This window comes from Nitrosomonadales bacterium, from assembly GCA_016716325.1.
Classification (GTDB): domain Bacteria; phylum Pseudomonadota; class Gammaproteobacteria; order Burkholderiales; family Gallionellaceae; genus Gallionella.
This window is the reverse complement of sequence record JADJWO010000001.1, coordinates 603896-624222: the sequence shown is the minus strand read 5'-3', so window position 1 is coordinate 624222 and position 20327 is coordinate 603896. Positions and strand designations below refer to the sequence as shown.

Here is a 20327-nt window from a genome sequence, read left to right as displayed (position 1 = left end):
GTGTAGGTTTTCGGCGCAATGCGCTTCGCTTATTGACGCCTTACAAAATAATATGCCCGATACCCTGGCCGACTGGCTTACTTACCTCGAATCCCTGCACCCCAAAACCATCGCGCTCGGCCTCGATCGCGTCGCGCAAGTCAAACAACGGCTGAACCTCAATCCTGGTTTTCCCATCATCATCGTCGGTGGTACCAACGGCAAAGGCTCGGTATGCGCGATGCTGGAATCCATCCTGCATGCTGCGGGCTACAAGGTCGGCTGCTACACCTCACCGCATCTGCTGCACTACAACGAGCGGGTGCGCATCGCCAAGCAGCAGGCGAGCGATGCGGAGTTGTGTGCGTCGTTCGAGCAGATCGAACGGGTGCGCGGCGATATTGCGTTAACCTATTTTGAATTCGGCACACTGGCGGCGGTGCAGTGCTTCATCGGACACAAGGTGGATGTGGCGATACTGGAGGTTGGGCTGGGCGGCAGGCTGGATGCGGTGAATGTGTTCGACGCGGATGTCGCGGTGGTGACCAGCGTGGACATCGACCATACCGATTATCTTGGCGAGTCGCGCGAACAGATCGCTTTAGAGAAGGCGGGTATCTTCCGTTCGGGTCGCGTGGCGATCTGCACCGACAGCGATGTGCCGCAAGCATTGCTGCGGCACGCGCAGGAGATCGGTGCGGAGTTGTGGCGCATCGGCAGCGAGTTTGGCTTTACGATGCACCAGGGGCAGTGGGACTACCGCAGCAAAGCAGGTTCGCGTAGCGCGTTGCCTGTTCCCGCGTTGCGCGGGGCGTTCCAGTTACACAATGCGAGTGCGGTACTGGCGGCGCTGGATGCGCTCAAGGGCAGGTTTCCGGTGAGCATGGAAGCGGTGCGGCGCGGCCTGGTGGATGTGCAACTGGCCGGGCGCTTCCAGTTCGTGCCGGGCAGGCCGCAATTGATCCTGGATGTGGCGCACAATCCGCATGCGGCACGTTCGCTGGCGCAGAACCTCGCCGGTCTGCCGCCGGCGAGGACTTTTGCGGTGTTCGCGATGCTCCGTGACAAGGATATGGCCGGGGTGGCGCGTGCGCTGGATGAGCAGGTCGATGTGTGGCTGGTTGCCGGGCTGGATGTACCGCGTGGCTCGACCGCACCGGAACTGGCACAAGTGTTGCGTGAAACGGGTGTACGCGGCGAAATACTGGCCTTGGAGGATGTCGCCGGAGCATTGCGGCATGCCTATAATGCGGCAGGCGAAAATGATAGAATCGCAGCCTTCGGATCGTTCTATACGGTGACCGAGACGATGCAGGCGCGGGGGCTGTCCGTCGCTTGACGGGAATTCAATACGGGCGGGATCACGGAATGGCGAAACAGCAGACGGAAGAAGAACTGAACCTCAGGCGCAAGGCACGCCGCCGGTTGATCGGCGCGGTCGCGCTGACGCTGGCGGTGGTGGTGATCCTGCCGATGGTGCTGGATAGCGAACCCAGGCCGGCCGGGCAGGATATCGATCTGCGCATTCCTGATCCGGACAAGGTCGGGGAATTCATTCCGGGCGAGATCGTTTCCGAAGTCGCCAATATTCCGCAACCGGCAGCTTCAGCCGTCGTTTCGCCGCCTGTTGCCATGTCTGCGGTTGTCGCTCAGGTCGAACCGGACCAGAAACCGCAGGATCAGGCGGCGAACAAATCTGACGCCACGGCTGCCGACAGTTATGCTGTACAGATCGGAGCCTATTCTAATGCCGGGACCGCGAAACAGGAATTGGAACAACTGAAGAAATGGGGTTTCAAGGCTTATACCGAGAAAGCGGGCAGCGTAGTGCGTGTGCGCGTCGGGCCGTATACGGATCGAGAAAAAGTGGAGAAGGTGCGCCAGTTGCTGGAGAAGCATGGGCTGCACCCCAGCATCGTCAGTATCAAATGACCGGGTTCGATTTTGCGCTGATCGCGATATTGCTGGTTTCGTCATTGCTAGGTTTGTGGCGAGGTCTGGTGTACGAGGTGTTGTCGCTGGCCGGTTGGCCGGTCGCGTTCCTGCTGAGCAGGCTGTTTGCCGCCGACGTGGCGCCGCTGGTGCCGGCATCTCGGGAGACGATGCGTATCATGCTGGCCTATGCGGCGGTGTTTGTTTCCGCGCTGGTCGTATGGGGTGTGCTGGTATGGTTGCTTTCCAAGCTGGTGAAGGCGGTCGGGCTGGGGTGGCTGGATGGTGCGCTGGGTGGGTTGTTCGGGGTGGCGCGCGGTGCGCTGGCGATCCTTGCGCTGGTATGGCTGGCCGGTTTGACGCATATTCCCGAGCAGCCGTTCTGGCGCGATGCGAAAACGAGCGGGGTGGTGGAAGATGCCGCCCTGATGACCAAGGCGTGGTTGCCGGATAACTTCGCGCAGCGCATCCGTTACGGGACTCGCAATTAATTTCTGTGTGGCATTTTTTGGGAAAAGATCATGTGTGGCATTCTCGGAGTGGTTTCTCAAACGCCGGCCAATCAGTTGCTGTATGACGGTTTGCAGGTATTACAGCATCGCGGCCAGGATGCTGCCGGTATTGCGACGCTGGACGGACATACTTTCCATCTGCACAAGGATAACGGGCTGGTGCGTGATGTGTTCCGCACCCGCAACATGCGCGCATTGGCTGGAAACGCGGGCATCGCGCACGTGCGTTACCCGACGGCCGGTTCAGCAGTGGACCATAACGAGGCCCAGCCGTTCTACGTGAATTCCCCGTTCGGCATCATGCTCGGACATAACGGCAACCTGACCAATGCTGATGAACTGAAGAAACAGTTGTTCATCGAGGATCGCCGCCACGTCAACACCAATTCAGATTCCGAAGTGCTACTGAACGTGCTGGCGCACCAGTTGCAATCACAGTCCAAGGGGATGCGTCTGGATGTCCAGACCATCTTCGCGGCGGTATCGAATGTGTATCAACGCTGTCGCGGCGCTTATGCGGTGGTGGCGATGATCGCCGGATACGGGCTGCTGGCATTCCGCGATATTTACGGCATCCGCCCGCTGGTGGTGGGGGTGAACGAGACCGCGCTGGGACCGGAATATCTGGTTGCGTCCGAAAGCGTGGCGCTGGATACGCTGGGTTTCGAGTTCCTGCGTGACGTGGCGCCGGGCGAGGCGATATTCATCGATTTCGACGGCAAGATGCACAGCCAGGTATGCAGCGACAAGGCCCGGCTGAATTCCTGCATCTTCGAGTATGTCTATTTTGCGCGTCCCGATTCGGTGATCGATGGCGTCTCGGTGTATGAGACGCGCCTGTATATGGGCGAGTATCTTGCCGACAAACTGAAACGCCAGTGGCCCGACGTGCAGATCGATGTCGTCATCCCGATCCCGGATTCCAGCCGCCCCAGTGCGCTGCAACTGGCGAACCGGCTCGGCATCCCGTTCCGCGAAGGCTTCGTGAAGAACCGTTACATCGGGCGCACTTTCATCATGCCGGGACAGGCGATGCGCAAGAAGTCGGTGCGCCAGAAACTGAACGCCATCGGCGTCGAGTTCAAGGGCAAGAACGTACTGCTGGTGGACGATTCCATCGTACGTGGTACCACCAGCCGAGAGATCGTTCAGATGGCTCGCGATGCCGGTGCGCTGAAAGTGTATTTCGCTTCCGCCGCGCCGCCGGTGCGTTTCCCGAATGTATATGGCATCGACATGCCGAGCCGTACCGAACTGATCGCTACCGGTCACAGCGATGCGGAGATCTGTTTCGAGATCGGCGCGGATGGCCTGATCTATCAGGATCTGGCTGACCTCAAGGCGTCGGTGAGCAAGGCCAACCCTGCCATCACCGATTTCGACGCTTCCTGTTTCGACGGTAACTACGTCACGGGTGATATCACGCCTCAATATCTGGACGATGTCGAGGTGCGGCGCGGCGGCGATAAGGCCAACAAGCCCCCGGAGGAAGACCAGATGGCGCTGAATCTGTCGGTACGCGTGCCTGCGTAGATTGACGCGCCGTGGGCGGGGTGGTACTTTCAGCTTGCGCCGATTTGAGGAACAGCTTGCGGGCGCGTTATAAATACAGCTAAAGCGGGGGAGAACCCGGTTTGGCGTCAAGCTTTCCGGGTTTTTTGTTTTTGCAGGGGGCATCATGTCGGAAAATAATTCCTATCAGCCAGAGACACTGGCGGTACGCGCGGGAACCGAGCGCAGCCAGTTCCATGAGCACAGCGAAGCGCTGTTCCTCACATCCAGCTTCGTGTTCGACAATGCGGAGCAGGCCGCGAAACGTTTCATCGGCGAGGAGCCGGGCAATATCTATTCGCGCTTCACCAATCCCACCGTCACCATGTTCGAGGAGCGCCTTGCCGCGCTGGAAGGCGCTGAGCAATGTGTGGCGACATCCTCGGGCATGTCCGCCATCCTGGCGACCTGCATGGGCCTGCTCAAGGCGGGTGACCATGTGATCGCTTCGCAGAGCATCTTCGGTTCGACGGTGAACCTGTTCAGCAACGTACTGAAAAAGTTCGGTGTGGAGACGACCTTCGTTTCCGCTACCGATGTCGCGGCATGGGCTGGCGCGGTGCGTCCCGACACCAAACTGTTCTTCCTGGAAACGCCATCCAATCCGCTGACCGAAATCTCCGATATCGCCGGCATCGCTGCCGTGGCGAAAGGTTGTGGCGCCCTGCTGGTGGTGGACAACTGTTTCTGCACACCGATCCTGCAACGCCCGTTCGAGATGGGTGCGGACATCGTGATCCATTCGGCGACCAAGTATCTGGACGGGCAGGGCAGGGTACTCGGCGGCGCGGTACTGGGTAGCAGGAAACTGATGGAGCCGGTGTACGGCTTCCTGCGTACCACCGGCCCGACCATGAGCGCATTCAATGCGTGGGTGTTCCTCAAGGGACTGGAAACGCTCAAGTTGCGCATGGAGGCGCACTCGGCTTCCGCGCTGCAACTGGCGCAATGGCTGGAACAGCAGCCGAAAGTGTCGCGCGTGTTCTATCCCGGATTGCCCTCGCATCCGCAACACGAGTTGGCGATGAAGCAGCAGAAAACCGGTGGCGGCATCGTGGCGTTCGAGGTGAAGGGCGGCAAGGAAGCGGCTTGGCGCGTGATCGATAACACCAGGATGCTTTCCATCACGGCGAACCTTGGCGACACGCGTACCACCATCACGCATCCGGCGACCACCACGCATGCGCGCATCTCGCCCGAGGCGCGTGCCGCAGCCGGCATCAGCGATAGTCTGATTCGCATCGCGGTAGGCCTGGAGGCGGTTGTCGACATCCAGAATGACCTGGCGCGCGGGCTGTAAGAATTGACAGTTCGGGCGCAGCGGGAATCTATTAAGATTCCTCACCTCGCTCCTGCAGGGTATCTTCGCCGTAATGGATCTATCGGGTGAAAATGGACATTCTCGCCGCACAAGTTGGAGAGCTGCTTAAATCACACGGCCTGATGCTGGCGACAGCAGAGTCTTGCACCGGGGGCGGCGTGGCGCAGGCGGTCACCGAGGTGGCGGGCAGTTCGGCATGGTTCGAGCGCGGCTTCGTCACCTATTCGAATCCGTCCAAACAGCAGATGCTGGGCGTGGAGGAGGAGACGCTCATCCGGAATGGTGCGGTCAGCGAGCCGGTGGTGCGCGAGATGGTGGCGGGCGTGCTGGCCAACAGTCCGGCGCAGGTGGCGCTGGCGGTCAGCGGCATCGCCGGGCCTGACGGTGGCACGGTGGACAAGCCGGTCGGAACGGTATGGTTCGCGTGGGGTGTCAGGGACGGCCAGACCTGTGCGCAGCGGTACCAGCTTGCCGGTAACCGCGCCGAGGTGCGTGAGCAGGCAGTAGAGATAGCCTTGCAGGGAGTGATGGACTTGTTGGTTCGATTGACAGAAGCCGCTTAGGGATAGCGAAAAGAACGAACGTTCTATACAAGCGCGAGTTGTTATGCAACAATCCCGCACCAATTTTGAAAGGGGTATCGCAATGGATGAGAACAAGAGCAAGGCGCTCGCAGCAGCGTTGAGCCAGATCGAAAAACAGTTCGGCAAGGGTTCGATCATGCGCCTGGGCGAGAGCGATGTGGCCAAGGATATCCAGGTGGTATCCACCGGCTCGCTCGGTCTGGATATCGCGCTGGGCGTCGGCGGTTTGCCACGCGGACGGGTGGTGGAGATATACGGGCCGGAGTCTTCCGGCAAGACCACGCTGACCCTGCAGGTCATCGCCGAGATGCAGAAGCTGGGCGGCACGGCGGCGTTCATCGATGCGGAACATGCGCTTGACCCGCAGTACGCGCAAAAGCTGGGTGTGAAAGTGGAAGACCTGCTGATCTCGCAGCCGGACAACGGCGAACAGGCGCTGGAGATCGCCGACATGCTGGTGCGCTCCGCATCGGTGGACGTGGTGGTGATCGACTCGGTCGCCGCGCTGACGCCCAAGGCCGAGATCGAGGGCGAGATGGGCGACGCGCAGATGGGGTTGCATGCGCGTCTGATGTCGCAGGCGCTGCGCAAGCTGACGGCCAACATCAAGCGTTCCAACACGCTGGTGATCTTCATCAACCAGATCCGCATGAAGATCGGCGTGATGTTCGGCAACCCGGAAACCACCACCGGCGGCAATGCGCTCAAGTTCTATGCTTCGGTGCGACTGGATATCCGCCGCATCGGCGCGATCAAGAAGGGCGACGAAGTGGTCGGCAACGAGACGCGCGTGAAAGTGGTGAAGAACAAGGTCGCGCCGCCGTTCCGCGAGGCGTTCTTCGACATCCTGTACGGCGAGGGCATCTCGCGCGAAGGCGAGATCATCGATCTTGGCGTGCAGCACAAGCTGGTCGAAAAATCCGGCGCCTGGTACAGCTATCAGGGCAACAAGATCGGACAGGGCAAGGACAACGTGCGCGAATATTTGCGCAGCAATCCGGAGATTGCTCGCGAGATCGAAAATCGCGTCCGCGAGGCGGTCGGTGTTGCCGCAATGGTTGCGCCGAACAAGGAATGAGGGTGCGTGCGGATGTCGGCGTGACGGCACTCGGCGGAAGTGGGGAAAAAACCTGAACCCGGTCTGAGAACGCGGGCGCTGAAACTTCTGGCGCGCCGCGAATACAGCCGCGCCGAACTGCGCGACAGGCTGTCGCATGCGCAAACTGATGAGGACTCAGGTCCGCCGTCTCCGGAACAAGTCGATGCGTTGCTGGACGACCTTGTCGAGCGCGGCTGGCTGTCGGATGCGCGTGCCGCGGCGCAACTGGTGCATGCCAGACGCGACCGCTTCGGCACCCGGCGCATCGCGCATGAGTTGCGCCAGAAGGGCATCGCCGAGAACCTGATCGCCGATACGTTGCCGGAACTGAAGGAATCCGAACTGGAGGCGGCGCAAGAGGTTTGGCAGAAGAAGTTCGGCGTCGCGCCGCATGAAGCAAAAGAAAAAGCCCGGCAGGTGCGTTTCCTGCAATCGCGCGGTTTTTCCATGGATGTGATCTTCAGGGTGATACGCGGCGCAGGGGATGCCGGGGACGAATAGCGCCTTGTCGCCATGTGAGCGGCGACGTGCCGCATGGTATGATGCGCGCCTTGTTTATAAAGCGTATTTGATACTCAGGGTGCATCGATGAAAAGCAGTGAGATCCGCCAGAAGTTCCTCGATTATTTTGCCTCCAAAGGCCACGCCGTGGTCGCCTCCAGTTCGCTGGTTCCGCACGAAGACCCGACGCTGTTGTTCACCAATGCCGGGATGAACCAGTTCAAGGATGTGTTCCTCGGTTTCGACAAGCGCCCCTATACCCGCGCCGCGTCGTCGCAGAAATGCGTGCGCGCCGGCGGCAAGCACAACGATCTCGAGAACGTCGGCTACACCGCGCGCCACCACACTTTCTTCGAGATGCTGGGCAACTTCAGTTTCGGCGACTACTTCAAGCAGGATGCGATCAAGTACGCTTGGGAACTGCTGACCGATGTATTCAAGCTGCCCAAGGACAAGCTCTACGTCACCGTGTATGCCGAGGACGATGAAGCCTACGACATCTGGACCAAGGAGATCGGTCTGGAGGCTTCCCGTGTGATCCGCATCGGCGACAACAAGGGCGCGCGTTACGCATCCGACAATTTCTGGATGATGGGCGACACCGGCCCCTGCGGTCCCTGCACCGAGATCTTCTACGACCACGGTGCGCACATCCCCGGCGGGCTGCCCGGCACGCCCGAGGAAGACGGCGACCGCTACATCGAGATATGGAACAACGTGTTCATGCAGTTCAACCGTGACGAGCAGGGCGTGATGCATCCGTTGCCCAAGCCGTCGGTGGATACCGGCATGGGGCTGGAGCGCATCTCGGCGGTGCTGCAACACGTCCATTCCAATTACGAGATCGATCTGTTCCAGGCGCTGATCAAGGCGGCGGCGCGCGAAACGCACTGCGCCGACCTGGATTCGCCATCGCTCAAGGTGCTGGCCGACCACATTCGCGCTTGCTCGTTCCTGATCGCCGACGGCGTGATCCCCGGCAACGAAGGTCGCGGCTATGTGCTGCGCCGCATCATCCGCCGCGCGATCCGTCACGGCTACAAGCTGGGTGCGCGCGAAGCATTCTTCTGCAACATGGTGTCCGACCTGGTCGAACAGATGGGCGCAGCCTATCCAGAACTGGCCGCCGAACAGGTGCGGGTGAAAGGCATACTCAAGCAGGAAGAAGAGCGCTTCTTTGCGACCATCGAACACGGCATGGCCATCCTCGAAGCGGATCTGGCCGAGATGGACAAAGCGGATGTGACGGTATTCAACGGCGAGACCGCGTTCAAGCTGCACGATACGTTCGGCTTTCCGCTTGATCTTACAGCCGACATCTGCCGCGAGCGCAATGTTTCTGTGGATGTCGCGGGCTTTAACGCTGCGATGGCGCACCAGAAGGAACAGGCTCGCGCGGCCGGAAAATTCAAGATGGCGGCCAACCTTGAATACTCCGGCCCCGCGACCACCTTCCACGGCTATGAAATGCTGGAACACAAGGGCAACGTGCTGGCCTTGTACAAGGACGGCGTGGAAGTGAACGAGCTGAATGAGGGCGAAATGGGCGTGGTGGTGCTGGATGACACCCCGTTCTACGCCGAGTCCGGCGGACAGGTGGGCGACCGCGGCGAACTGCGCAGCGTGCACGGCATCTTCGCGGTCGAGGACACGCAGAAGATCCAGGCGACCGTGTTCGGCCACCACGGCGTGGTGAAGACCGGAAAACTCACCGTGGGCAATGGCGTCAATGCGCGTGTGGATATGCAGGCGCGCGCGCGCACCGAGCGCAACCATTCTGTGACGCACCTGATGCACAAGGCTTTGCGCGAAGTGCTGGGCCCGCATGTGCAGCAGAAGGGTTCGCAAGTCGATCCGGACAAAACGCGTTTTGACTTCGTGCAGAACCAGCCGATGACGGATGCGGAGATACGTCGCGTGGAATCCATCGTCAACGCCGAGATCCTCGCCAACAGTGCGACCGATGCCAGCGTGATGGGCATTGAGGACGCGCAGAAGACCGGCGCGATGATGCTGTTCGGCGAGAAGTACGGCGACGAAGTGCGCGTGCTGTCCATCGGCAGCTCCAAGGAGCTGTGCGGCGGTACGCACGTCAAGCGTACCGGTGATATCGGCCTGTTCAAGATCGTGGCCGAGAGCGGCGTGGCGGCAGGCGTGCGCCGCGTCGAAGCGGTGACCGGTGAAGGCGCACTTGCGCTGGTGCAGCAGCAGGAAGACCAGTTGCAACAAGTGGCCGATGCGGTGAAGTCGCAGCCGCAGGAAGCCGCCGCGCGCGTCGCCCAGATCATGGACAATGTGAAGGTACTGGAAAAAGAATTGGCCGCGCTGAAATCGAAACTCGCTTCCGCGCAGGGCGATGAACTGGCGGTGCAGGCACAGGACTTCAACGGCGTGAAAGTGCTGGCCGCGAAGCTGGAGGGCGCCGATGTCGCCACGCTGCGCGAGACCATGGACAAGCTGAAGGACAAGCTCAAATCAGCCGCCATCGTGCTGGCTGCGGTGAACGACGGCAAGGTCAGTCTGATCGCTGGCGTGACCCAGGATGCGACCGCGAAGGTGAAGGCGGGTGAGTTGGTGAACTTTGTCGCGCAACAGGTTGGCGGCAAAGGCGGGGGCAGGCCAGACATGGCGATGGCGGGAGGCACGCAACCGGAACATCTGGCTGCGGCACTGGATTCCGTTCCGGACTGGGTGAAAGCAAAACTGTAGTACGTTGAGTCCGGTCGTGCGGTCGCGTACCAGAATGGGAGGTGGTGCAAGTGAAGGGGAATCAGCACACCATATTGCTGGTCGAGGACGATCCGGTCGAGGTCGAGCGGGTTCGCCGCGCTTGCGATTTGTGCGAACTGCATCCGCATTTGGCGGTAGTGGACGACAGCACGGAAGCGCTGGAATGGCTGTCGCGCGCGTCCGGGACGGGCGCTCTCATGCCCGGGTTGATCCTGCTGGATCTGAAGTTGCCCAAGCTCAATGGTCTTGCCGTGTTGCGTCGCCTGCGCATGGACGAACATACGTGGGATTTGCCCATTGTCGTCTACTCCGGGGAACACGAGCCTTACGACGTGGTGCTTAGCTATCAGATCGGGGCGAACAGCTTCGTCTATAAACCCGCGGATACCGACCAGTTCAACGAAATGTTCCATGAACTGATCGCGTACTGGATGCGGCCGCGCCAGCGCAAGCTGTCTTTCATCGAACGCTAACTGTTGCGACATGTGACCACGGTCCGGAATGCATGCCGGTTCGCGTCAGTTCGTGGAGAGCAATACCTTCGTCGTTATCCTTGAACGTGCCGCGATCGCGTCGATCGAGGCACGCAACCTGACCCTTCCCGTTTCATCGGTCGGTTCCCGGGGAGCATGATGCTGCAACACCGCTTCAGAGAATGTGCATATCGCTTCCAAACGGTCGTCCGCATCGCAGTCTGTGCGAGGTAGTTCGATCGCCTGGAAATACAGTACTCCGCCGCGAACGGCGGCAGCCAGCAGATAAACTTCATTGTTGCGCACGATGACATCCGGATCGCTGATCTCCAAATAGAGCGTGGTGGTATCACCGGACGAATGATCAGATTCTGCGAAATGCCCTGCAATATCCTCAAGGAAGGTTTGCGCAACTGCGAGCTGCGGCGCAAGCGTGAGGTGACACTGGCCGTCGCGCTGGACGATGAGCGGAGCGAGTGCTTTCGCCGATCCTCCGCGTATTGCCAGCACGACCAGCGCGACGAGTGCGATCAGGATGAATAATTCGAACATGGCGAGACACCAAAAAAATCAGGGGGCGAAGCCCCCTGGTCAGATCGTTTCAAACTTAACCGTGTCGCGCGGCATGGCCGCGCAGGTTGTTGCTCTCTATCCATTTCTTGATGCGGTTGGCATCGCCGATGCGGGTACGCTTGCCCCATGAATCGAGCAGCACGATGATCACCGGACGCTGATTGATCGTCGCCTCCATCACCAGACAGCGCCCAGCTTCACTGATGTATCCGGTCTTGCTCACGCCGATATCCCACGAGGCGTTCCTTACCAGCGGGTTGGTATTGCTGAAGCGAAGCTGGCGTCCCGCCCAGCCGTCCACCGAGTGCGATGCGGAAGTGGTGTATTTCTGTATCAGATCGTATTGTTTCGCCCTGGAAACCATCCTGACCAGATCGTGCGCCGTGGAAACGTTATCGCTGTTCAAACCGGTCGAGTCGAGGAAGCGCGTGTCGGACATTCCCAATTCGCGTGCCTTGGCATTCATCGCTGCGATTGCCGCACTCGTCCCGCCGGGATAGGTACGCGCCAGCGCCGCTGCCGCCCGGTTCTCGGAAGCCATCAAGGCCAGTTTGAGCAGTTCGCTACGGGTGAACTGCATGCCGATGCGCAGGCGCGAACGCGTTCCCTTGAGCGTGTCCATGTCGGCCACATCGATGCGGATTTCTTCGTTCAGCGGCAATTTCGCATCCAGCACCACCATGGCGGTCATCAGTTTGGTGATCGAGGCGATGGGCGCGACAGAATCGGAGTTCTTGCTGTACAGCGTGCGTCCGCTCTGCTCGTCATAGATCAGCGCGATACTGGAACTCAATTTTGGTGCAGAGCCCAGCCTGAACATCGGGCTGGATAATTCATGATCCGACCTTATCGTGCTGAGGCTGGCATCGTACTCGCCCGCGTGGGCGACCAATGCATGACCCATCAGCATGAACAGCAACAGTTTTTTCTTCATTGGAAATTTCCCTCCCCCTGCTTTCCGACGTCGCAAAGCATACCCCAAAATCACGGAAAATCAATAGGCAGGGTGCATTTGCTCCTCTTGTTTCTGAAGGTTCCACATTTGCGCGTACATGCCGTTCTGTGTCAGCAGATCGTGATGCGTACCGCGCTCGACGATATGGCCCTTGTCCATCACCAGTATCTGGTCGGCATCGACCACAGTGGACAAGCGGTGTGCGATGACCAGGGTGGTGCGATCCTGCGCGATCATGCGCAGCTCGGCCTGGATCGCCTTTTCCGATTTGGAATCCAGCGCCGAAGTGGCTTCGTCGAAGATCAGGATCGCCGGATTCTTCAGGATGGCGCGCGCGATCGCCACGCGTTGCTTCTCGCCGCCGGACAGTTTCAGGCCGCGTTCGCCCACCGTCGAGTCATAGCCCTGCGGCAGTGATTCGATGAAAGTGTGAATGTGTGCGGCCTGCGCGGCGGCGATGACTTCATCGCGTGTCGCGACGGGGCGGCCATAGGCGATGTTGTAATAGATCGTATCGTTGAACAGCACGGTGTCCTGCGGCACGATACCGATCGCGGCGCGCAGGCTGCTCTGCGTCACTTCGCGGATATCCTGACCGTTGACGAGGATACGGCCCTGCTGCACATCGTAGAAGCGGAACAGCAGGCGTGACAGCGTGGACTTGCCGGCACCGCTCGCACCCACCACGGCAATCTTGTGTCCGGCAGGGATCGTGAAACTCACATCGAACAGTATCTGCCGGTCCGGTGCATAGCCGAAGCTGACCTGTTCGAACGATACCGATGCATCGCCGACCTGCAGGGCCGAGGCTTCCGGCGTGTCCGCGATCTCGCGATGCTCGTGCAGCAGGCGGAACATCTTTTCCATGTCGGCCAGCGCGTGGCGTATCTCGCGGTACACGAAACCGAGGAAATGCAGCGGCATGTAGAGCTGGATCATGAACACGTTCACCAGAACCAGATCGCCCAGCGTCATGGTGCCATTGACCACTTCGTCCGCGGCCAGCAGCATCAGCGCGGTGATGCCGATCGCGACGATCAGGCTCTGGCCCGCGTTCAGCAGCGCCAGCGAAGTGGTGTTGCGCACGGCCGCGACTTCCCAGTGCTGCATGTTGTCGTCGTAGCGGCGTGCTTCATAGCCCTCGTTGCCGAAATACTTGACCGTCTCGTAGTTCAGCAGGCTGTCGATGGCGCGGGTGTTCGCCTTGGAATCCAGATCGTTCATGGAGCGGCGAACCACCATGCGCCACTCGGTGACAAGCAGGGTGAAGGCGATATAGATCAGCAGCGTGACGAAAGTGATCACCGCGAACCACACGTTGTATTTGCTGAACAGGATCGCGGCCACCAGACCGATCTCCAGCAGCGTGGGCAGGATGTTGAACAGCATGAAGTTCAACAGGAAGCCGATGCCGCGCGTGCCGCGTTCGATGTCGCGCGACACGCCGCCGGTCTGCCGGTCGAGGTGGAAGCGCAGGCTCAGGCTGTGCAGATGCTCGAACACCTGCAACGCCACGCGGCGGATGGCGCGTTGGGTCACCTTGGCGAACACCGCGTCGCGCAATTCGCCGAACAGCGTGCTGAACAGGCGCAGCACGCCATAGCCGACGATCAGGAACACCGGTATCACCAGCACTGCATGGGACTTGTCCAGCGCGTCGATGATCTCTTTCAGGACCAGCGGAACCGCCACGTTGGCGAGCTTGGCGCACACCAGCAGGCTCATCGCCAGGATCACGCGCCCCCTGAATTCCAACAGGTAAGGCAGCAGCGAACGGATGGCCTTCCAGTCGCCGCGCGTGGTGGCGTCGGGCGATGGATTCGAAGAAGGTCGCATGTTAAGCAGTTAAATGAAGACCGGGTCGCGATTATAACTGGGCGCTATCCCGATCATCAGGCCAAACACATATTCCGGGGGCCAAGCAGGGATTGCCTGCTTGGCGCTATGTGAACAGGTCATTCAGGCAGTGCCGGGCGACCATAGAAATAGCCTTGCACATAGTCCACGCCGATTTCGACCAATATCTCGGCTGTCGCTTCATCTTCGACGAATTCCGCAACGGTCTTGATGCCGAACCGGTGCGCCATGTCGTTGATCTGCTCCACGATGATGCGGTCGCGCTCGTCATCGGCCATTTTCTGGACAAAGCTGCCTTCGATCTTCACGTAATCGACGGTCAGATATTTCAGGTACAGGAATGACGAGAAGCCGCTGCCGAAATCGTCCAGCGCAACGGAGATATTGCGGGCACGCAGGTCTTCGATCACAGACCGGACCTGGTTCAGGTGCGGCAAGGCTTCGCGCTCGGTGATCTCCAGCACCATGCTTTCACAGGGAACGCCGGCACTTCTCGCCAACTCGGGAATGCCGCGTATCCACTCAAGGTCGCTGAAACTGCGCGGGAACAGGTTGAAAAAGAGTTTCACCTGCGGATGTGCCGCCGCGACCTTGGCATAATGGGCCAATCCCTTGCGGAACACGATCCGGTCGAGTTCCTTTGCCATGCCCAATTCTTCCGCAACATCGACAAAGTGATCGGCCGGGATGATCTGGTTGCCATCGACGATCCGCATCAGGACCTCGAATGCGAATACTTCCCCAGTCTGCACGTTGATGATGGGTTGCATGAATGCCTCGATACGATCTTCGTTCATGGCGTTGCGCAAAAAGTCGCCTTGCTTGAAGATCGCCATCATGCTGCGATCCTCATTTGTTTCGGCGGTCATCACCTGGTTCTTGCCGTGTTTCTTGGCTTTGTACAGCACCACATCCATGGCCGAGTAAAGCGCTTCCTCCGTCGTGCCATCCTCGGGAAAGCTGACCATGCTGAAACTTGCCGTGCTGCGTATCTTGCCGACCGGCAGATCGAATTCCTTGTCTGCGAGCGTCTGGTGCAACTTGTGGGTGACCTGCAAACCACTTTTCGCCAGGGTTTCCGGGAGGATGATGGCGAATTCGTCGCCCCCCATTCTGGCAAGCACGTCGCCCCGCCGGAGCTGTTCGGACAACATTGCAGCCAGTTCCTTGAGAACCATGTCTCCGACCGGGTGGCCGAAAGTGTCGTTGATGTACTTGAAGTTATCCAGATCGACCATGATCACCGAGAATCCGCGCTGGTGACGCGTTGACATGATGATTTCATGCTGCAGGAACTCCTGGAACTTGCGTCGGTTGAACAAGCCGGTCAGCGGGTCGCGTACCGACAGTTCTTCCAGTCTGACGTTGTAATCGCGTATCGTCTTGAGCAGTCGATTGAAGTACTTGGCAAGCTGCTTCAGTTCAAGCAGCCGCATCGAGCCGTCGAAGCGATGGGTCAAATCCATGTCCATCGTCATCCGGCGCATGACACCCGCCAATGTGGCGATCGGCATGGCCACGAAATAATTCAGTTGCAGATACAGGATGAAAAAGACCAGCCCCATGATCAACAGCGTATATCCGACCAGACTGTTGATCACATCACTGAACGACACCTTCAGGGTTTCAATCGGGTAGAGGATGTCAATTACGCCATGTACCGCGCCGACGCTTGACTGGGTATGGCATGCCAAACACTCCTGCTTGGCTGTCAGCGGGTAGAGATAACGGATATTGTCATCGTCGGGAAACAGCAGCGCATCCTGTCCGCTGCTTAGCGCTTGTGACAGCGCGGGGTCTTTCCCGATGATGTCGGCCTCGCCGGCTATGCCGCCAAATTGCCGGGTGACGATCTCGCCGCGGTAGACCTTGATCCTGATATCGGGAAAACTTTCGTTGAGCCGCTTGATGGTGTCGGCGATCTCCTGCTTGTCCCAGCCTTTGCGCATCCCGGCATACAAGCTTTGGAACACCAGTTTGGAAGTCTGCCGCGCATCATCGTGTGCCAACTGGTGCACGGCATGATCGCGCACGATGCTGGACAGGAAGAATATCAGGGTGAACCCGAGCGCCAGGGATAGCGCTGAAACCAGAACCAGTAACTTCCCCAACGTCAGTTGGGGGTTGGCGTTTCTGAGTGCCTTTCTGAAAGGCCTTGCTGGACTTGAGATTCCCTGTTTCGGATCGCTCATGGCGCAAATGATCTTGTTGAGTGGCGATGTTAATTTGGGCCGCGATGATGCCATATCGCACAGCGTTATTCAATGCGATATCTGCCGTGTTCGGAAGGTTGTGCCTGTGCCGAAAATCGACAGTTCCGGGAGCATTGGACATCCCTGCGGATGGCGGTCACGAATCGCTAGACGAGCCGCTTGCCGTAGCCCAGCACGCCCATCGCCATGCGCACCGACGCATAGCTGAACCGCACCAGCAGACGCGCGCCCCAGCCGAGCGTGCGCCATTCCGCCGGGTCGATGCGCGAAGCATCCTGCGCGATGGCATCGAACAGGCTGGCGCGCAACTCTGCGGCAAAACCCGCATCCTGCACCATCAGGTTGGCCTCGCGCGCAAGCAACAGGCTGAACGGGTCGATGTTGGACGAGCCTACCGTGGCCCATGCGCCGTCCACCACGGCAACCTTGGCATGCAGGTAACTGGCCTGGTATTCGTATATTTCGATACCCGCCGCCAGCAACTGGTCATAGAGCGCGTGCGTCGCGTAATGCTGCAGGCGGTATTCCACCTTGCCCTGCAACAGCAGCACCACGCGCACGCCGCGCTGCGCGGCCTGCACCAGCGCACGGCGGAAGATGCGACCGGGCAGGAAATAGGCGTTCGCGATCACCACCTCGCGTTGCGCGCCGGCAAGAGCCTTGAGGTACGCGCGTTCGATATCGCGGCGATGGCGCAGGTTGTCGCGCAACAGCAACACCACGCTGGCGGAGGTGGCGTGCCATGAGGTGCCCACGGCAAGCATGCGCTCCAGTTTTTTCATCCGCTTGCGCAGGTTCGCCCACGATACTGCGCTCCACAGGCGGCGCATGACCACATGGATCTCCCCGGCTGTTGTGCCCTGGATGCGTACCGCATAATCCAGACGCGGCATGGCGAAATCGCCGTCCGCCGGAATGTCGTCGATGATATTGATGCCGCCGATATAGGCGACCTCGCCATCCATCACCGCCATCTTGCGGTGCAGCCGGCGTAGCCGGTTGCGTCGCAAGGTGAAGGTGAATCTTTTCCGCCTGAACCACTGCACCTCGACGCCGGCGGTGCGCAGATCGTCCACCCGGTCCTGCGGCAATTCCGCCGAACCGAAACCGTCCAGCAGCAGTCGCACCGACACGCCGCGCGACGCGGCGCGCTGAAGTGCGTTGGCGACCATGCGTCCGGTATCGTCCGCCGCGAAGATATAGGTCTCCAGATAGATCGAATGCTGTGCCGCATCGATATCGGCGCATAGTTCGGGAAAATACTCCGTGCCGTTCTGCAACAGCGTGAGCCGGTTCCCGTCGATCTGGTGCAGTCCTTTCATTCCGTAGTCGCCTTGTGACGTTTCAATCGGGCCGACAACGCGGCATGATCCGACAAACGCTGCCATGCGCCGCCGACATGCACTTCGCTATGCTGCACGGAGAAGCCGCGCACGTAGATCCGGTCCAGCCGGAACACCGGCATCCGGGCCGGAAAACTGCGCGCAGGCCCGCCGCTGTGCAGATGGAACGCATCGTGCACATTCAGCGCGACGGACAGCGTATGGCCCATCTGGTTGCGCCAGTCATTGAAGTCGCCCGCGATGACCAGCGGCGCGTCGGCGGGGATCTCGTTGTTGACATATTCGATCAGCATGCCGGTCTGCTCCCGCCTGCCGCTGGCGAACAAACCGAAATGCACGCACAGGCAATGGACCGGCTGCTGCCCCGCAACATCGACCTCGCAATGCAACAGCCCGCGGCTCTCGAAGCGGTGCGCCGAAACATCCCTGTTGTGCGATCTCAGGATCGGGAAGCGGCTCAGGATCGCATTGCCGTGATGTCCCGCCTCATACACCGCATTCTTGCCGTAGGCGTGGTGCGGCCAGGCCTGCTCCGCGATGAACTCGTGTTGCGCCCCGTCCGGGTAATCGTGGTAGCGCGCGGCATGGCCGGTGTGTTCGCCCTGCACCTCCTGCAGGAACACGATGTCCGCACCCAGTTCGCGCAACCGGTCGCGCAACTCGTGCACCACCACGCGGCGGTTGAAATGCGAGAAGCCCTTGTGGATATTGTAGGTGGCGATGGTGAGTGTCGGCATGGTGCGACATTCTACCCAATCGGCAGGGCGGGATGATGCGCCAATCGATGTCGGGCCGGCGCCTGCCCCGACACGAGGCGGAAGTTCAGGCCGAGCGTCCCGACCGTCTTCTCCCCGGCCTGAGCTGACCATTGAGTGAACGCGTCAGATAGTCAGTTTCTGACCCCTTGGGCGCATCTGCTGATGCGTCACATCATGCTGCCGAAGGATCGATCCTCTGTGTGCGGCGGCAACGGCAGGCCGGCGATTCGACTGGCCTGACCGACCGGCCCGCCGGGGAATAATTCGTAAAGATGACCGCGCCCGAACGACTCGCAGAATTTCTCCTCAAGATCGTGCAGCACTGCTCGTGCCGAATCCGCATTGCCATGTTCACGGAATCGTTCACGCAGGAAATAGATGACTTCCCAGTGTTCCTCGGTCAGTTCGATCCCTTCAAGCGAAGCTTCGCGATTCGCATGCAGAGGCGACCATGAATCGAGATCGACCATGTTCCCTTCCGGGTCGTGTTCGTAACGTTTGGGATTGTTGATGGCATTGTTGATGTCTAGCATAATTGAACCCTCCTGCTGACGCGCGCGGACTGGACGCCCACCGTCAGTCCATCTTCAAACTCCCGAGTAAAAATATCAACTATGTGCGTTGCAGGGGGATCAGAGACTGAGGCTGGTATTCGGCCATAGCTGCCATTATCATGGGGTTCTCAGAACGTCCGTTTCTGGATACTTAGTTGCCATCTATATACGCGTTGGGTTCTGTCCCACATTATTGATCTTGTCCATAACTGCGTTATTGGAAAATCTCCGCTCAATAAGTCAACTTGGAAATAAACTCTGATCCCCCTTTGATTCAAAATGTGTCAGTCGCAATACTAATAAATGTCCAGCCCAATGGGACTCTACAATAACGATTTAAGTTAGGTTAATCGATGGAAGAATTTCAATTAACGACCAAGCATCCCATTCCCACCGGAGAGATTGTTACCATTGCAATTGACGAGGACAATATGTCATTAATTGCATTTACAGCAGATGGAAAAAAGATTGGGAATATCGATTTAGAGGAACGTGGTGATTGCTATTACATAAAATGGATGTGCCTAGATCAACTTGACCCTAAATACACGCATAAAGGTATCGGGAGGGCAGCATTATCCTTCTTTAAAGAGGTATATATGTGCTCCATTACTGCAGCAGAATATGATGGTGCTCGGAGAGATGATGGGAGCCACCTCACGGGAAATGCGCCGGGTTTTATTGCAAAAATGCGCGATGAAGGCATAGTGTCCTATAACTATGAGCCAGAAATATAAATCAGTTAACAAATCACTCTGCTGAACTCCGGCGCTGTCGCACCTTCATCTGTGAGCTCGACTGTTCGTGAATGTCTGCAATAGTCCGCTTATTTGAACTAACTCAGACTGGGAGATAACGGTAGCTATGCCGAGTAGGGAGCGGCAAGGTGGAGAGAACGCACCACGGATTGACGTTTGTTTGCGGCTCCCTAACTATGTAGACTTCTCGCTCTGGCCTGACACACCAGATGGGCCGTTTAACAATTTCCGCTCCACTTCATCTAAGAAGTCATTGCATTTCTTAAAGCACGCTTCCACTTCGTCCCAATACTCATCCGTAAGATGCAGTTTTTTGTTGTGCCCAGTATAGTATTCAAGAACGCAACCGTTCTTGCTGTCGTGAACTAATTTTCCATGTGCGAATGCGTTTCGCCACTCCATAATTTCCTTTAGGTACTTCGGAATGACTGGCTTATTTTTTTTTGACAGCAATTCGCCTTCATTGATCACCTTTATAACCAACTCCTTTTTGGCGCTAAAAGACAGAACCGTCGATTTCAAGATTTCCCGGTCAAACATCCGCCTTTGGTCATTAAATCTGATGGATGGACCGAGAAAATAGTTGAGCAGTACAGACTCCAGCTTCTGCTCAATTTGTAAACCTCCCCACTAG

General features: G+C 58.8%; 19 protein-coding genes and 1 riboswitch. Of the genes, 11 read left to right on the top strand and 8 right to left on the bottom strand.

Going from position 1 to position 20327, the window contains the following annotated elements; genetic code table 11:
- The first annotated feature begins 52 nt into the window (after positions 1-52).
- From folC to IPM27_02800, 10 genes are all read left to right on the top strand, one after another.
- On the top strand, positions 53-1318 hold the full coding sequence (folC, locus tag IPM27_02845; protein MBK9160497.1) for a bifunctional tetrahydrofolate synthase/dihydrofolate synthase: 1266 nt from the start codon (positions 53-55) through the stop codon (positions 1316-1318).
- A gap of 29 nt (positions 1319-1347) precedes the next feature.
- Positions 1348-1911, top strand: coding sequence for an SPOR domain-containing protein (locus IPM27_02840; GenBank protein MBK9160496.1), 564 nt, complete (start codon positions 1348-1350; stop codon positions 1909-1911).
- A complete protein-coding gene (locus tag IPM27_02835; GenBank protein MBK9160495.1) occupies positions 1908-2402 on the top strand; it encodes a CvpA family protein in 495 nt (164 codons plus the stop codon). The genes IPM27_02840 and IPM27_02835 overlap by 4 nt, the downstream gene beginning before the upstream one ends.
- A gap of 30 nt (positions 2403-2432) precedes the next feature.
- Positions 2433-3956: an amidophosphoribosyltransferase gene (gene purF / locus IPM27_02830; protein MBK9160494.1), complete on the top strand. Its 1524-nt coding sequence runs from the start codon at positions 2433-2435 to the stop codon at positions 3954-3956.
- A gap of 26 nt (positions 3957-3982) precedes the next feature.
- Positions 3983-4060, top strand: a riboswitch (SAM riboswitch).
- Positions 4061-4101: 41 nt separating this feature from the next.
- Complete coding sequence (locus IPM27_02825; GenBank protein ID MBK9160493.1) at positions 4102-5274, top strand: O-succinylhomoserine sulfhydrylase; 1173 nt, start codon at positions 4102-4104, stop codon at positions 5272-5274.
- A 92-nt stretch (positions 5275-5366) separates the two neighbouring features.
- On the top strand, positions 5367-5858 hold the full coding sequence (gene pncC / locus IPM27_02820; protein ID MBK9160492.1) for a nicotinamide-nucleotide amidase: 492 nt from the start codon (positions 5367-5369) through the stop codon (positions 5856-5858).
- A gap of 82 nt (positions 5859-5940) precedes the next feature.
- Positions 5941-6957, top strand: coding sequence for a recombinase RecA (recA, locus tag IPM27_02815; protein ID MBK9160491.1), 1017 nt, complete (start codon positions 5941-5943; stop codon positions 6955-6957).
- A 39-nt stretch (positions 6958-6996) separates the two neighbouring features.
- A complete protein-coding gene (gene recX / locus IPM27_02810) occupies positions 6997-7479 on the top strand; it encodes a recombination regulator RecX (protein MBK9160490.1) in 483 nt (160 codons plus the stop codon).
- Positions 7480-7566: 87 nt separating this feature from the next.
- The gene (alaS, locus tag IPM27_02805) at positions 7567-10188 is read left to right on the top strand and encodes an alanine--tRNA ligase (GenBank protein ID MBK9160489.1); all 2622 of its coding nucleotides are present in this window, start codon (positions 7567-7569) and stop codon (positions 10186-10188) included.
- Between the two features lie 50 nt (positions 10189-10238).
- The gene (locus IPM27_02800) at positions 10239-10682 is read left to right on the top strand and encodes a response regulator (protein MBK9160488.1); all 444 of its coding nucleotides are present in this window, start codon (positions 10239-10241) and stop codon (positions 10680-10682) included.
- 45 nt (positions 10683-10727) lie between these two features.
- On the opposite strand, the gene IPM27_02795 is transcribed toward IPM27_02800, so the two are convergent.
- From IPM27_02795 to IPM27_02765, 7 genes are all read right to left on the bottom strand, one after another.
- Entirely contained in the window at positions 10728-11234 is a 507-nt protein-coding gene (locus IPM27_02795) for a hypothetical protein (protein MBK9160487.1), read from the bottom strand.
- 55 nt (positions 11235-11289) lie between these two features.
- On the bottom strand, positions 11290-12189 hold the full coding sequence (gene pbpG, locus IPM27_02790) for a D-alanyl-D-alanine endopeptidase (protein MBK9160486.1): 900 nt from the start codon (positions 12187-12189) through the stop codon (positions 11290-11292).
- Positions 12190-12249: 60 nt separating this feature from the next.
- A complete protein-coding gene (locus tag IPM27_02785; protein ID MBK9160485.1) occupies positions 12250-14046 on the bottom strand; it encodes an ABC transporter ATP-binding protein/permease in 1797 nt (598 codons plus the stop codon).
- Positions 14047-14165: 119 nt separating this feature from the next.
- On the bottom strand, positions 14166-16259 hold the full coding sequence (locus tag IPM27_02780; GenBank protein ID MBK9160484.1) for a bifunctional diguanylate cyclase/phosphodiesterase: 2094 nt from the start codon (positions 16257-16259) through the stop codon (positions 14166-14168).
- 167 nt (positions 16260-16426) lie between these two features.
- Positions 16427-17602 (bottom strand): cardiolipin synthase ClsB, encoded by a 1176-nt coding sequence (gene clsB, locus IPM27_02775; GenBank protein ID MBK9160483.1) that lies wholly within the window; start codon positions 17600-17602, stop codon positions 16427-16429.
- The gene (locus IPM27_02770) at positions 17599-18360 is read right to left on the bottom strand and encodes an endonuclease/exonuclease/phosphatase family protein (protein MBK9160482.1); all 762 of its coding nucleotides are present in this window, start codon (positions 18358-18360) and stop codon (positions 17599-17601) included. The genes clsB and IPM27_02770 overlap by 4 nt, the downstream gene beginning before the upstream one ends.
- Before the next feature lie 188 nt (positions 18361-18548).
- Positions 18549-18914 carry a TusE/DsrC/DsvC family sulfur relay protein gene (locus tag IPM27_02765; GenBank protein ID MBK9160481.1) on the bottom strand — a complete coding sequence of 122 codons (366 nt, stop codon included), beginning with the start codon at positions 18912-18914 and terminating at the stop codon, positions 18549-18551.
- 374 nt (positions 18915-19288) lie between these two features.
- Between IPM27_02765 and IPM27_02760 the strand changes: the two genes are divergently transcribed.
- Entirely contained in the window at positions 19289-19672 is a 384-nt protein-coding gene (locus IPM27_02760) for a hypothetical protein (GenBank protein MBK9160480.1), read from the top strand.
- A 195-nt stretch (positions 19673-19867) separates the two neighbouring features.
- Here IPM27_02760 and IPM27_02755 read toward each other — a convergent pair whose 3' ends face one another.
- On the bottom strand, positions 19868-20233 hold the full coding sequence (locus IPM27_02755; GenBank protein ID MBK9160479.1) for a hypothetical protein: 366 nt from the start codon (positions 20231-20233) through the stop codon (positions 19868-19870).
- Between the last annotated feature and the right edge of the window lie 94 nt (positions 20234-20327).

Excerpts from the sequence above, each read along its gene's own strand:
- IPM27_02780 (MBK9160484.1), bottom strand. The coding sequence starts at position 16,259 with ATGAGCGATCCGAAACAGGGAATCTCAAGTCCAGCAAGGCCTTTCAGA.
- IPM27_02825 (MBK9160493.1), top strand. The coding sequence starts at position 4,102 with ATGTCGGAAAATAATTCCTATCAGCCAGAGACACTGGCGGTACGCGCG.
- IPM27_02770 (MBK9160482.1), bottom strand. The coding sequence starts at position 18,360 with ATGCCGACACTCACCATCGCCACCTACAATATCCACAAGGGCTTCTCG.
- IPM27_02760 (MBK9160480.1), top strand. The coding sequence starts at position 19,289 with ATGGAAGAATTTCAATTAACGACCAAGCATCCCATTCCCACCGGAGAG.
- IPM27_02785 (MBK9160485.1), bottom strand. The coding sequence starts at position 14,046 with ATGCGACCTTCTTCGAATCCATCGCCCGACGCCACCACGCGCGGCGAC.
- IPM27_02835 (MBK9160495.1), top strand. The coding sequence starts at position 1,908 with ATGACCGGGTTCGATTTTGCGCTGATCGCGATATTGCTGGTTTCGTCA.
- clsB (MBK9160483.1), bottom strand. The coding sequence starts at position 17,602 with ATGAAAGGACTGCACCAGATCGACGGGAACCGGCTCACGCTGTTGCAG.
- IPM27_02795 (MBK9160487.1), bottom strand. The coding sequence starts at position 11,234 with ATGTTCGAATTATTCATCCTGATCGCACTCGTCGCGCTGGTCGTGCTG.
- purF (MBK9160494.1), top strand. The coding sequence starts at position 2,433 with ATGTGTGGCATTCTCGGAGTGGTTTCTCAAACGCCGGCCAATCAGTTG.
- pbpG (MBK9160486.1), bottom strand. The coding sequence starts at position 12,189 with ATGAAGAAAAAACTGTTGCTGTTCATGCTGATGGGTCATGCATTGGTC.
- IPM27_02755 (MBK9160479.1), bottom strand. The coding sequence starts at position 20,233 with ATGTTTGACCGGGAAATCTTGAAATCGACGGTTCTGTCTTTTAGCGCC.
- IPM27_02765 (MBK9160481.1), bottom strand. The coding sequence starts at position 18,914 with ATGCTAGACATCAACAATGCCATCAACAATCCCAAACGTTACGAACAC.
- folC (MBK9160497.1), top strand. The coding sequence starts at position 53 with ATGCCCGATACCCTGGCCGACTGGCTTACTTACCTCGAATCCCTGCAC.
- IPM27_02840 (MBK9160496.1), top strand. The coding sequence starts at position 1,348 with ATGGCGAAACAGCAGACGGAAGAAGAACTGAACCTCAGGCGCAAGGCA.
- alaS (MBK9160489.1), top strand. The coding sequence starts at position 7,567 with ATGAAAAGCAGTGAGATCCGCCAGAAGTTCCTCGATTATTTTGCCTCC.
- pncC (MBK9160492.1), top strand. The coding sequence starts at position 5,367 with ATGGACATTCTCGCCGCACAAGTTGGAGAGCTGCTTAAATCACACGGC.
- recA (MBK9160491.1), top strand. The coding sequence starts at position 5,941 with ATGGATGAGAACAAGAGCAAGGCGCTCGCAGCAGCGTTGAGCCAGATC.